Raw genomic sequence first — 12,886 nt, 5'->3', positions numbered from 1 at the left:
CGTCAGCGGCAGAACGGCTTGAGGCCGCCGGGCTCCAGATGGAGATGATCGCGGTGGTCGGCGTTGTAGTCCGGGGTAAGCACGGTGCCGAAGCGCTTGCAGGCGCTGTCGCGGATCGTCCGCAAGAAAGCGCGGGTCTGGGGCGAGGGTGAATTCCAGTCGTTGGCCACGGTAATGCGGCGCCCGTCGGCAAGGCGAAAGCCCGCAACGTCGATCGCATTGGCTTGTGCATGGGCAGACAGGCGCGTGGTGCCCGCCACGTTGCGGCACGAATAGCTCCCCATCGTCTCGATCCGCACCAGCGGGCTGCCAAGGATCTGCCGTGCCGCCCGGTCCACCCCAAATCGCGCCCAGCCTTGCAGCGCCGTGGCGGCGGGGCACGATACGGGCCCCAGGTTGGTGACATCAAGCCGCCCCTCGTCCCCCTGCAGCCAGCCCAGCTTGACCGTGCCCAGCGTGGCACAGCCTGCGCCGTAATACTGGTCCGCCAGCGGTGTGAAACTGGCGCGGGTCGTGCCCAGGTTGGCAAGGCACGCGCGGGTCTGCGGCGATTGGCTGAGCGAGGTGCCCGTACCACTGCGCGAAGGCTTGCGCACGGGCTGTTCGGGCGATCCGATGCACCCGGCGAGCAGGACCGTCAGCGAGGCAGCAAGGATGGCGCGAGACGCTCTGGCCATGGCCTGAGAATCGCACGACAATCGCGCGCACGCAACACGCGTCAACACCACTACGGCGCAGCTCTGCTCCAACCCGGCGTGTGATCGCGATGAATGGGGAAACGGCGTCCGGGAATGGTGGGCGCTGACGGGCTCGAACCGCCGACCCTCTCGGTGTAAACGAGATGCTCTACCAACTGAGCTAAGCGCCCCGGCGTGCCGGAAGCGCGCTATTGCTAGGTTTTTCGGGGTTGGTCAAGCGTTGATGGTCCTGCAGGGAGAGGCATCGAATGACCTCTAAACACCCCTGATTGTGCCAAGAGTCCCGAAATAGTCCCGAAGTGATTTGCCATTCAAACCCGCAGATTTCTCCGAGTTTGAATGGCTGGAGGATGCAAACGATGCGATGCAACTTCCCATGACCGTGCTTGTGGCTTTATGCGAGCGAGGAAGGCCCTCGAAAGCCGAGTTTTAACGGCTCGGGCGAGCAAATGCATTTCGAGTCCAAAAAAGTGTCTGGTTGCAGAAGTGACGAGCGCGCCGTGCGTTGTGCTCTATTCGCTAGTCAATGCTAGGAGTCTCAGTCGCTGGTTGATGCGCGGTGTGGAGAGCTGCGAAGAAGACCTCAATCAACTTCCCCTAGTAACAGCAGTGTCGCTGCTGCGTTAGTGTATCGTTCAGTTTGCAATACTAGCCAATCTGTAGCGGCTTCGATCGAGTCAGCGTCGCCCCAATTGACATCGCGGTGGGCCGCGAAAGGGAAGTTCGGATTCGCAAGGGGAGCGCCCAACTCTTTCTCCAGAGCCTCTGCAGAGGCTTCGAAGCGCGGAAGGGTAACCTGGCCACCACGCCCCTTCCCGCCGCGCAGAAACAGACCCACTCCGCTTTTGGAAACGTATCGAGACACCACGACGCCGGTGTCAGGCACGACCCGCCATCGAACAGAACCACCTGGGCCAACACGAAGATCGTGCTCGACTTGTGGGTCACGCTGGGCATACCGCGCCCACAGGCTGTCCCGACGCGCGGCTACTTCTGGTGATGTGGTAGCTGCCGTTGCGGCGCGTGCCGTTCGCTGTAACGACTTGTCCCATGCGTTGGGCTTCTCCAGCACGTCAAATAGCGGAGCTAGCGCGCTGTCCCCGATGCGCACGACCCGTAACCGCACCGCAAAGAAGGCGAAGTTCTCAGCGGTGTGCTGGTTGAGCCATCGCAGGGCCGACAGGTGCTCTTCGCGAAAGTTCGGGGCGACCCAGATAATCACCTGCGCCTCAAGACCCGCAAGGTAGGTCATGATTTGCCCCATGTGCGTGTGGTCCGAGGGCTCAAGCTGGTTCTCGATAAGCACCACGCTTCCGTCGACGGGGTTAGTCGCCAGTATGTCGGCCGAGTAGCGCCCCACGCTCACTTCGCGGCCCGTGAGCTCGAGAGGGATGCCAATTGCCTGCGAGAGTCGCTCGAGGTTATCTGCCAGCCAAGGCGTGAACGCATGCGCCTCGTGGGACCACGCAAGCCGCGCTTCGATGTCTTCAAGCGTGCCGAATGTAATAGGTTCGGAAGCCAAAGTGCTCTCCTGTTGGCTAACTAGCAGACAGGAGGGATAACCGGCTCACGGCATAACGACTACAGGCTTGAGCACCGCGCCTTTTTCCCCTGCTTCAATTGCCGCCTGCAAATCGTTCCAATCGAACTTGCGAATAAGTTGGTCAAACGGAAAGCGACCGTTGCGGAAATGCTCCAGGAGTTGCGGGATGAAGCGTTTGGGGGCCGCGCCGCCTTCGACGATACCCCTGATCACTCGGCCACCACTCATAAGGAACGATGCGTCAGCTTCGACCTGCGCTGGTGGATATGCGCCTACCAACGCCAGTTCGCCGCGTGGTGCCAGGGCATGGATCGCTTTGTTGACCACGTCGGGGTTGCCTGTGGTATCCACGATGTAGTCGAAACCGGCGGCGCAGCCGGCAGCTACTGCCATTGCCGGCATGTCCACAGCGCGCGGGTCAAATACGTGCGTGGCGCCCAATCGAAGCGCGAAGGCGAGTCTCTCCTGATTGAGATCGACTGCAACGATGTTGGCGACGCCAGAAAGTCTTGCCGCCAGTATAGCCGAGGAACCAACTGCGCCTGTGCCAATGACCGCAACGGAGCTGCCCGAGCCTGGTCTGAGGACGTTGAGGATCGTCCCTGCTCCGGTCTGGATGCCGCAGCCAAGGGGGCCCAGCAGCTCAAGGGGCAGATCCTTGTCGACCTTCACGAGATTGCGCTCATGCACGAGCGCGTGTGTGGCGAACGAAGATTGGCCGAAGATGTGACTGTGGATCGACTCTCCGTGTGTTCCGCGCAGCGCGGTAGTGCCATCGGACCTACCGCCGCCGAAGTTCAACGGGAACCAGGAGTGACAATACGCGGGAGCATCCGCGCCACACGACGGGCAATCTCCGCAGCTGTCAAAGCTGAGCACCACATGGTCGCCTTGGCTCACCCCTGTCACGGCATGGCCGACCTCTACGACAATGCCCGATCCCTCGTGACCTAGCACCACAGGGAACGGCATTGGCAGCATGCCGTCGCGGAGCACCATGTCAGTGTGGCAAACCCCGACTGCCACGATCTTGACGAGGACCTCGTCGTCGCGAGGCGCGTCAATAATGACCCGTTCAATGGCGGGTGGAGCGCCTGCCGCGCGAAAAACGGCTGCTTCGATGGTGGATGTCATAAGTCCTTCTCAGGCCGCCGCTTCGGCCGCAGCGTTGGCTTCAGGTCGGTCCTGGCTTTGCATTAGGCGCTGAAAGATCGTGATCGCACGGTCGGCGGTGGCAGGCATAGGCTGCTTTGCCGGGTCGCAGTCAATCACGCGCTGCTGTGCCTCGATCATGACTTTGTCCTCCCGGAATGCCATGGTCGCCGTATCGATCATGAGTTGCGCTATGGCCTCATCCCCAAAGCCTGCGCCAGGCCCCCAGGAGTAATAGTAGCGTGAAGTTTTCTCGGACGTCGGCACGACAGCCTGGCTGGTGAAGTTGTTGAACAGGACGCGGTGTTCCGGCCCTGGTTCTCGCCCGTCACACGCCGCTGCGGTGCCTGCAGGATACATCGCGGTGTAGAGGAGGAACACGCCAGGCAACACGAAATCGTAACTCGTCCAGATGTCGACGGTCTCGTGACTTGCAGCTTCCCCGAGCGGCGGGATCGGAGGCGAACCGATGATCCAGCGGGACGAGCGCACGCCTTCGGGGATGCGCTCGATCATTGGCCGGTTGCGTGACCAGGCTTCGTCGGCGCCGAAGCTCCCCGCGTGAACATAGGTCAGGTGCGTAAGATCGAGCAAGTTGTCGTTGATCAGCTCGTAATTTGCATCGTAATCGAGCTGGCCCGTCTTGAGGATCCACTGCGGGTCATCAAGTGCCTTGGAGTTGGCGATGCGTGTGGGGTCGGCTCGCGCCGGGTCGCCCATCCATACCCACACCCAGCTGTTCTTTTCGACCACAGGGTATGCTTTGACGCAGGCCCTGTCGGGGATCATGTCTTGCCCAGGAATTTCCCGGCAAGTGCCATCGGCGTCGAATTGGAAGCCGTGGTAGAGGCAGCGGATGCGATCACCCTCAACGCGCCCCAGCGATAGTGGCGCGAGTCGGTGGACACAGCGGTCTTCGAGAGCCACCGGTGAGCCGTCCTCGCGCCGGTAAAGCACCACCGGTTCGCCCAGCAGCATGCGCTGCTGGGGTTCTCGGGTGATCTGGTGGCTCCAACCGGCGACATACCAGCAGTTGCGGACGAGATTGGACATCGGTGGCCCTTTCGAAGCGTTCAGTATTTGAGGCTGAGCGTGAGGTAGTATTCACGCGGTCGCGACCAGGTGACCGTCGTCGCGCCGACTGCATCGACCTGCGTGCCGGTCACGATGTAACGCTCGTCTGTCAGGTTCATCACACCGGCTTTGACCTCAAGCAGGTCATCGGCACGCGCCCACCGTAGGCTTGCGCCAACAATGTTCTGCGGGTCAGCAATTAGCGCCGGCGTGTTGACTGCATCGCGTGCAATGCGGCTCTTGTAGGAGTAGTCCGCATGGGCTGTGAACGTGCCGTCCAGCGCCTTGAACAGATCAACGTCTGCCGCAATGAACGCCGACCATTTCGGCGTGTTCACGAAGGCATCGTCCTTGGTGAAAGTCACCGCCGGATCCAGACTGGTATAGCGCGCGTCGATATAGCCAAGGCTGGCGTTGAGGCGCACCTCCGGGATCGGCCGGGCTACAAGCTCCGCCTCAACGCCATCGATCTTTGCCGTGCCGGCGTTCTCGATAAATGGCGAAATCCCGCGGACGACGATGACCTGGAGGTTCTTGTAGTCGGTGTGGAACGCCGCCAGGTTCAGTTGCAGACGCCGATCGAAGAATTCGGTCTTTGCGCCAATCTCGTAGGTGTCGGCCTTTTCGGGGTCGAAGCGCGGTGCGATGTTGCCCGGCGTGGGGATCGAGAGGCGTGTGGTATAGCCGCCTGACTTGAAGCCCTGAGCAAATGAGCCGTAGACCATCACGTCCGGCGTGATCTTGTATTCAGCGCCAACGCGCATCGCGAAGTTGTTGTAGGTGTCCTTCTGCAGGCCGAGCGGATAGAGCCGCGTGGGATCGTTCGGGTCGGGAAGCTGACCTGCTGTGAATAGGCCCAGCTTCAACAGCGACAGATTGATGTCCGACTGGCCAGCGAAGAACGTTTTCTTGTCCTGCGTGTAGCGGGCACCGATCGTGATGCTGAATTGGTCAGTGATAGCGAAGCTGTTATGTGTGTAAGCCGCGTAGGACTTGTTGTCGTTGTGGTAAGGACCATAGAACTGTCCCAGCCCTTCCGAGAGATAGGCGTTCTCGAGGTTGTCGTTCTTCTCCTGGAAGTAATAAAGACCAACGACCGACTTCAGGCGACCGTCGATGGCATCGATGTTGAACTGGAGTTCCTGCGAAAACTGCTTCTGGCGTAGCTGCGACAACGTCGTGGCAATCAGCATGGGCGCGCCATCGATGTCATTGGCAAGGTCGGCATCGACTTCGCGGTAACCCGTAGTTGACTTCAGCGAGAGGTTATCGCTGAGTTCAATGTCGATCTGGCCGGTGAGCCCCCAGGTCTTCACAAGCGACCGGTTTGCTCCGTTTGCATAGGTTTCGTCGCGATTGGGCGTGATGAACTGATCCCCGAACGTGAGGCGCGGGGTTGCGTTGGCGAAGTTGTAGCCTGCAAGGCCGGGAAGTGCGGCCCCGCCTGGCACCCCGCCACCACGTGGGCCGCAGATCGGACCAAGGAAGCCCAAGGGGGCACCGGGCGCGAAGAGGAAGCCGGGGGCGCTGATGCAGGTGTTGTAAACGGCAGCATAGGTCGGAGCCGGGGCGAGCGGGTTGACGTCAGTTGCAACAAGCGAGACAGCACCAGCCTCTTCATCTGCGTGCGAATAATCGCCGGCCAGACGGACGGTGACATTGTCTGACGGCTCCCACTTCAGCTTGCCGCGGAAGGTATAAGTATCGGTGCCACCGCGCCGATCCGACTTGTTTCGCGGGATGATGTTGAGATTGTATTCGTCGGTCACTCCCGTGTCGCCAGGGAATGGGATGATCCGCTGGTAGCCCTTCTGATATTTACGCGAGAAGCTCACTTGCGAGGACAGGGTCTGGGCCAGCGGAATATCGATCGTGCCGCGCAGTTCCATGCGTTCACGACTGCCGTAAGTGCCTTGGATGCGGACACCGAGTTTGTCAGCCGGGTCACGGGTCACGACAGAGATCGCACCGCCGATGGTGTTGCGACCGAACAACGTGCCTTGCGGTCCTTTGAGGACTTCTATGCGTTCGACGTCGAGCAGGTCGACGTTCGCGCCTGTCGACCTGGCAAGGATGACACCGTCGAGATAGATGCCAACGCCGGGTTCAAGGCTCGACGAGACATCGTTCTGGCCGATGCCGCGAATGAACCCGGTGAGGATCTGTGAGGAAGAGAAGATCGGCGCGCTGCTGTCGAGCTGCACGTTTGGTGCAAGCTTGGACAGGTCCGCAACTGAACTGATATTCTGGTCCTGCAGTGCTTGCGCGGTGACGGCAGTGATCGCGATTGGCACGTCCTGCACGTTTTCGGCGCGCTTCTGCGCGGTTACGATAATCTCGTCGATGCCGGTGTTGGCGTTTGCCGCTGTTTCGGCTTCCTGAGCTGAAGCGGCTTTTGCCCAGAATGCTGCCGCGGCCAACGCCGCGGTGCAGGTTGAAATGCGAAGTTTGCCGTTCATGTCCATCTCCCCTTCAACTAATTGCTTTTTTGCTGATTGCGGGCTCAGCCCACTGTGTCTTCAAGGTCGATCATGCGTTGCACCATCCGGCGCCCCTCGACCGTCGTTGCGTCGCTCTTGACCATGAGTTCGAGCGGCAGGCTCTCGGACCTCTGCACGATCTTTTCGATCTCTTCGGTCGCGAAAATGTCCTCGTCGAGAACGGGCCAGAGAGAAGACTTGAGCGCCTCGACTTGTGCTTCGCTCGTGCCGCCCAAGGCGAAAAAGTAGTTCGTTTCGTGCCGCGTTGCTGGCGTCACGGCATGGAATACTTTTGCGCTGTTGATGCAGCGCCCCGCCTGATCGGGATGCGTGGATGCAATGAACGTGTCGTCGAGGCCCGCATGGAAGCCAGGGGCGAAAAACGTCATTGCCGACACCCGATCAACCAGTCCTTGGTAACCGGCAGCCTTGCCCATCAAGGGCGGGCAGGCGGCGCCTGTCATTTGGCGACGACTACGGATCGTCCTTTCGCCGACCTCGCGTTCCTCGGGCGTGCTGGCGTTCTCCTCGGTGCCTATGCTGCCCGAATGCAGGAAGCCGAGATGCGTGAGGTCGAGGAGGTTATCGTTGAGAAGCTGAAAGCGGCCCTGCACATGCATCGTGCGAAACGGCTTGTAGATATAGCCGGCCACGCCGAAGCCCATCTCTTCCTCGGTGGGCAGCAGGCTTTCGTCGGCTTGCTCGGGATCGCCCGGCCAGATGAAGGCCCAGAGTCCACGCTCCACCAAGGGATAGGACGGAATGCGAAAGACGGATGGAACCGTCTGCTGGCTGGGAAGCTTGGTGCACCGACCGTCCGGGCCGAACGTAAAGCCATGATAGCCGCACTGGATCGTATCGCCGATCCGCTCGGACTCACCGAGGGGATAAAAACGATGAGGGCAACGACCACCCACGGCGACAGCAGAGCCATCCTGCTTGCGATAAAGCACGACCGGCTCACCGAGGATCCAGCGCGACAAGAGCTTCTCGCCAATGTCTTCGCTGAACGCCGCGACATACCAGGCGTTGCGGGGAGCAAAGGAGCCTTCCTTGAACGGATACATACAGTGTCTCCTCAGGCAGCAATCGCCACGGCAGGCAGGCGGGCGAAAGAGCGGGAAATGTTGTTGAGCGCGCGGACGCCTTCACCGGCGCGTTCGAGCCGGACGACGCGAGCGGCGAGCGCGCCAAACACGGCCGTGAGTTCCATGCGGGCAAGATTCTGTCCGGCACAGCCGTGCGGACCATGCCCGAAACCCAAGTTCTGTTTTTCGCGTCGGTCTATTCGGAAAGCGTCAGGGTCTGCGAACTGACGCTCGTCGCGATTGGCACTGGCGTAGGATACGACGACTCTGGTTCCTGACGGGATCACGCTGCCATCAGACATCTCGGCGTCCTGTGTGGTCACGCGAGCAAAGTTCTGGAGGGGCGTTTCGATCCGCACGATCTCGTTGGCGGCAGCCATCGCCAGACGTGGATCGGCGCGAAGCTTGTCCCATTCGGCAGGATTGTCGGCAAACAGCTGGATGCCAGCGGCCATGGCGCTGATCGTGGTTTCGAAGGCCGCAACGACATAGCCTGCAAGCATGCCGATTGCAGTCTCGCGCGAGATTTCGCCTCGGTGTGACGCGGCGATCAGCTTTGCAGCGAACCCGCCCGGCAGGACGCGCTCCTTGTCGTAGAGCTTGGTCAGCAGGCCCATCGTCTCCTGCAGACCGCCGAGGCCCTGCTCCATGCGGGCATTTGCCGGACCAGCAGCGTTCCAAGAGCCTGAGGCGAGGTCGAGCAGCGCCGGGCGGACATCATGCGGCCAGCCGATCAGGTCCATGACCACCCCGACCGGCAGGTCGAGCGCGAAGTCGGCAACTGCGTCGAAATTGCCCATTGTCACAATGCGATCGGCCAGTGTCGCGGCACGCTGCGAGATGGTATCGGCAACCGGCTTGAGTGCGACGGGACCAAGCGCTTCCATCATCAGCTTGCGCCGCGCGGTATGAACCGGCGGGTCCTGGCAGATCAGCGCTTCCTCCCAGGCGGCGTTGATCACAGGGTTGAAGCCGATGCCTTGCGCCGAGGAGAAGATCTGCCAATCGTTGAGCGCCCGCCGGACGTCGGCATAGCGCCCGATGAAGCACGCCCCGGTCTTTTCCAGCCAGACCGCCGAGCCCAGATCGCGCAGCCCGCGATACGTCGGGTGAGGATCGGCGAGGGTCTCGTCCGAGAAGATGTCCTCGGCAGTTGTCGGGAGGTTCACGTCACGCGATCCCCTGCTTGCCCGGCGAGAGGATGTGATTGGGGTCGAGCGCCTGCTTGAGGCGGGCGTTGAGGGCACGGTTCGCCTCGCCATATTGCTGGGCTACGAGGTCCATCGTGTTGACGCCAGTGCGGTAGCTCGCCCAGCCACGCTCGCCGAAGCGGGTGATCATTTCGCGGATGCAGTCGTCGGCCTTCTTTTCCTCGGCAGGATCGTCCTTGTCATACTGGATGAAGATCAGGTGGTGGAGTTCCCGCCCGCCGATGGCGTAGGCGACCGAATAATCGAAGCCGTATTTGCCCAGGATTTCCTTGGCGAGTTCGGTCTGCTGTTGCGTCTCAACGCCCTTGGCCGGGGCGACCGGCGCGAAGCAGCACATGCCGCCGCCGCGCCAGCGCATGATGCCCTTCTCCTCCAGCGTGAGCTGGCCGGACATCAGGTTCTTGTGGTGGTTGAACCACAGGTTGCCGCCCATCTCCTTCTCGGTCAGCACTTCCCCGCCGGAGGCCTCGAAGGCGCGGCGCACGATCGGCTCGACCGCAGCGATGATCTCGTCGGTGCCGTAGAGCGCGAAGTAGGTGTTCCACATGCCGAGGCCATGCTTCTTCGCAAAGTCTCGCACGACCTCCTCCGGAATGCTCTCCGGCTTGTCCCACAATTCCTCGCGGCGGTGGAACATTGCGATCTGATAGGCCGCGCCCATCATCAGCACGACGTTGGGGATGAGGTTGTTCATGCGGAACGGACGCATGGCATCAACGATCTTGGCCACATCGCTCATCTCATTGTGGCGCACCATGAACGGCTTGAACGCAGGCGGCTTGGGCATGAGCCAGAAGCCGAGCTTGGTGACGACGCCGAAGTTCGACTGGGTGAAGATGCCGTCGATATAGGGCCCGTAGCCCCACTTGAACGCCTGCCAGGTGGTGGAGTTCTTGACGCTGCCCATACCGGTGCGCACGACAGTGCCATCGGCGAGCACCACTTCCATGCCGCATTGCATGAAGAAGTGGTCGCCATAGGGCGTATAACCAACGCCGCGCTCCAGCGTGTTGCCCAGCGGCGAGACGATCGGTCCGACAGTCGGCACGTCGAGCCAGAACGGCAGGTTGTGCTCGTCGAGATAGTCGCGCAGGTCCTGATAGGTCACGCCGGGCTCGACCAGCGCGGTGCCGAGTTCGGCGTCGATCTCGATGATCCGGTTCATCCGCTTAAGATCGAGGATCATCTGGCCGCTGCTGGCGGGCGTGGCACAGCCATAGCCCATGTTCTTGCCGGTCGAGACGGTCCACAGCGGAAGTTTGTATTTGTTGGCGATCTTGAGGATCGCCTGCACTTCCTCGACCGAGGCCGGGGCGACCGCGCCCGAAGGCACGTGTTCGTGGCGCGGATCGGGGGTGAAGCTCTTGGCGTAGGGCAGAGTGCTTTCAGGGTCGGCGAAGACCCATTCTGCGCCAACCACCGCGCGCAGTTCCTTGCACGCTGCGGCAAAGGCTCCCTTGTCGAGATGGATCGGCAACTGGCGCGGGCCGTCCAGTGGCGAAGCGAACGCACTTGATCCCAGCATGGCAGCGCCGACGGCACCAGTGCGGATCACGTCGCGGCGGCTGATACCGGTCATTCGCCCTTCTCCTTGGGATCGGCCTTCGAGGCGTTGAGCCACTTGGCGAGGGCTTCGAGTTCGACATCGCTGATCTCTGTCGGGCGGAATGCGACCATCCCGCGCGGGCCCCGGCGCACATAATCCTTGATGATCTCGGGTGGCAGTCCGCGTCCGCGAATGATCGGAGCTACGTGTTGTCCGTGGCAGTAGCCGCAACTCTTGGCGTAGACGGTCTCCGGCGCACGTGGAGCCGACGGCGGCGTGCTCGCATTGACGCAAGCTGCAGTCACCAACATGGAAGACACAACAAAGGGTCCGGCAAATCGCCGGTTACGCGCCAAGACAGGCATTCCCGCTCCTCCCAACCTTCGGCTTCTCTGGCCGAGGACTGATACCGAATCCAAATCAGACATGTTGTCTGATTTAGGCTGGGATAATCCTAATCTTGCATATCGTCAAGTTTGCAATCAGCTCGGCGAAGCCACCAACTCTGGCAGGGGCCTCAGCGCGATTTCTGTTGCCTCTTCAGCGGTTACGCCAAGTCCGATGAGGATCACCGTCACGATCCGCTCTGGGTAATCCGCACCGCGCTCCTCCCTGAGCATGGTTGAGATTGCAGCGATTGTCGTGCCGAGGATCGAATCGCGACCGATGGCACTGTCCTCGATCATCAGCTGCTTTGCGGCGATCGCGTCGACGACGGTCAGCTCGGCCTGACGGAATGTTTCAGCCCCGAAAATGATGCCATTGGCGCTAAGATTGATCATCGACCGGCCCCAGCCAGGCACCTCGCGCACGCGATGCAGATAGAAGCGAATGGCCGCTGAGATGCGTTCCCTCGGGTCAGGGAGCAATGAAACAGTGTAGGTGACCGATGTCAGAAAGTCGTGCGTCACCTCGTATGTTACGGCCTCGCGTAGCTCAGCCATGCCTGAGAAGTGATCGTAAAAAGTCGCGCGAGTGATTCCGGCACGCTGCGAGACATCCTCGATGCGGGCATAGAGACCGTCTTCCTCTCCAAACAGTTCGAAGGCTGCGGCAACGATCTTGGCACGGGTCCTGAGACGCCTCTGCCTGCCCACCTCAAGCCTGCGCTCCTTGTCCGATCTGCCGTCTGCCACTTATAATCCTCTGAATGTTCTCCGAGCGCTCATAAACCAATCTGACATTTTGCAAAATGGTGACACCCCATTAGCGACGTGCATGCACCTCTCAGGCGACGGCATTCCCGTAGGCTTTGGAGCGTTTTCCAACCTCGGCGAATAGGCAGCACCGGGGTCGTCAATCCACCCGCCCCTAGGACTTCCTGTCCTATGTCGGCGTCGCATGCGGCTGATTTTGTTCAGTTTGCGGACCATTTCCCACCCGCGTTACCTTCGCGAATGCGTCATGGTGACCTTATCGACAACGAATGAGGTCAAGACGAATGACAAAGGTCTTCGCGATCACCAGCGATGCGCTTGCAGATTCCGTGACGTTGGTCGCGCGCGATTCTGCTGAAGCGCACCGCATGTTCCTGCTGTGGCTAGAGGTCCATGCACCAGCGGCGATGAATGCGCCAGCGCAGATCCAGGAGCTTACCGATGAGCAGCTCGCAGCAACCCCTCAGCTGGCTCAGGGAGCGCAGGGCGGGATCGGGGTTGCATGGTGGCGCGGTCACCGCGAGGGTTGGTCTCTAGGGGCACCAGATGGCCCTCCGCTGGGTGTAGCGGCACCTCCCGTCCCCGACGTGCATTGCTTTCAGGTATCGGGCTTCGAGGGGGCGCAGACCGTCTACGTCTTTGCCGAGACCCGCGAACGCGCGATCGCAACCCTGCACCTCTACAGCCTCGACCAGAGCGGCTGCGAGGCCGACTACGAGAGCTTGGCTGAAGTGTCCCCCTGGACGCTCACCGGGCCTCTGGTAACCCTGCGTGAGGCAATGTTCGAGGGCGAGACCGGGATCGGTCACGAATGCGAGGACGGCTTCTGGCGCATCTTCCCAGCCGACTACGACCCGCCGCTGCGGAAGCGGGATGGGAGCGTCAGGTAAACACCTTGGCCGGGGTGCAAGCCCCGGTCGCTGCCCAGTCAGTGGCG

At 61.2% G+C, this 12,886-nt stretch carries 11 protein-coding genes and 1 tRNA gene; 1 reads left to right on the top strand and 11 read right to left on the bottom strand.

Annotated elements, in window-relative coordinates:
• Positions 1 to 2: 2 nt before the first annotated feature.
• The 11 genes from ACZ1JX_RS11390 to ACZ1JX_RS11340 form a co-directional block, all read right to left on the bottom strand.
• Positions 3 to 677, bottom strand: coding sequence for an extensin-like domain-containing protein (locus ACZ1JX_RS11390; protein ID WP_465123663.1), 675 nt, complete (start codon positions 675 to 677; stop codon positions 3 to 5).
• Between the two features lie 115 nt (positions 678 to 792).
• Positions 793 to 868: transfer RNA gene (locus tag ACZ1JX_RS11385), tRNA-Val, on the bottom strand.
• A 413-nt stretch (positions 869 to 1,281) separates the two neighbouring features.
• A complete protein-coding gene (locus tag ACZ1JX_RS11380) occupies positions 1,282 to 2,220 on the bottom strand; it encodes a hypothetical protein (protein WP_465123662.1) in 939 nt (312 codons plus the stop codon).
• Positions 2,221 to 2,265: 45 nt separating this feature from the next.
• Complete coding sequence (locus tag ACZ1JX_RS11375) at positions 2,266 to 3,375, bottom strand: NAD(P)-dependent alcohol dehydrogenase (protein ID WP_465123661.1); 1,110 nt, start codon at positions 3,373 to 3,375, stop codon at positions 2,266 to 2,268.
• A gap of 9 nt (positions 3,376 to 3,384) precedes the next feature.
• Positions 3,385 to 4,446: an aromatic ring-hydroxylating dioxygenase subunit alpha gene (locus ACZ1JX_RS11370; protein ID WP_465123660.1), complete on the bottom strand. Its 1,062-nt coding sequence runs from the start codon at positions 4,444 to 4,446 to the stop codon at positions 3,385 to 3,387.
• 20 nt (positions 4,447 to 4,466) lie between these two features.
• On the bottom strand, positions 4,467 to 6,926 hold the full coding sequence (locus tag ACZ1JX_RS11365; protein WP_465123659.1) for a TonB-dependent receptor: 2,460 nt from the start codon (positions 6,924 to 6,926) through the stop codon (positions 4,467 to 4,469).
• A gap of 44 nt (positions 6,927 to 6,970) precedes the next feature.
• Entirely contained in the window at positions 6,971 to 8,014 is a 1,044-nt protein-coding gene (locus ACZ1JX_RS11360; protein ID WP_465123658.1) for a Rieske 2Fe-2S domain-containing protein, read from the bottom strand.
• 11 nt (positions 8,015 to 8,025) lie between these two features.
• Complete coding sequence (locus ACZ1JX_RS11355; RefSeq protein WP_465123657.1) at positions 8,026 to 9,204, bottom strand: cytochrome P450; 1,179 nt, start codon at positions 9,202 to 9,204, stop codon at positions 8,026 to 8,028.
• A gap of 1 nt (position 9,205) precedes the next feature.
• Positions 9,206 to 10,825, bottom strand: coding sequence for an FAD-binding oxidoreductase (locus ACZ1JX_RS11350; protein WP_465123656.1), 1,620 nt, complete (start codon positions 10,823 to 10,825; stop codon positions 9,206 to 9,208).
• A complete protein-coding gene (locus tag ACZ1JX_RS11345) occupies positions 10,822 to 11,103 on the bottom strand; it encodes a c-type cytochrome (protein ID WP_465126402.1) in 282 nt (93 codons plus the stop codon). The genes ACZ1JX_RS11350 and ACZ1JX_RS11345 overlap by 4 nt, the downstream gene beginning before the upstream one ends.
• 171 nt (positions 11,104 to 11,274) lie before the next feature.
• On the bottom strand, positions 11,275 to 11,928 hold the full coding sequence (locus ACZ1JX_RS11340) for a TetR/AcrR family transcriptional regulator (protein ID WP_465123655.1): 654 nt from the start codon (positions 11,926 to 11,928) through the stop codon (positions 11,275 to 11,277).
• A 305-nt stretch (positions 11,929 to 12,233) separates the two neighbouring features.
• Here ACZ1JX_RS11340 and ACZ1JX_RS11335 point away from each other — a divergent pair, with 305 nt between their 5' ends.
• Entirely contained in the window at positions 12,234 to 12,839 is a 606-nt protein-coding gene (locus ACZ1JX_RS11335) for a hypothetical protein (RefSeq protein ID WP_465123654.1), read from the top strand.
• Positions 12,840 to 12,886: the final 47 nt, after the last annotated feature.

It is taken from the genome of Novosphingobium sp. BL-A-41-Hi4A-0G, from assembly GCF_055521735.1.
The sequence above is the reverse complement of the archived record's forward strand: the minus strand, read 5'-3'. Positions and strand labels throughout refer to the sequence as shown.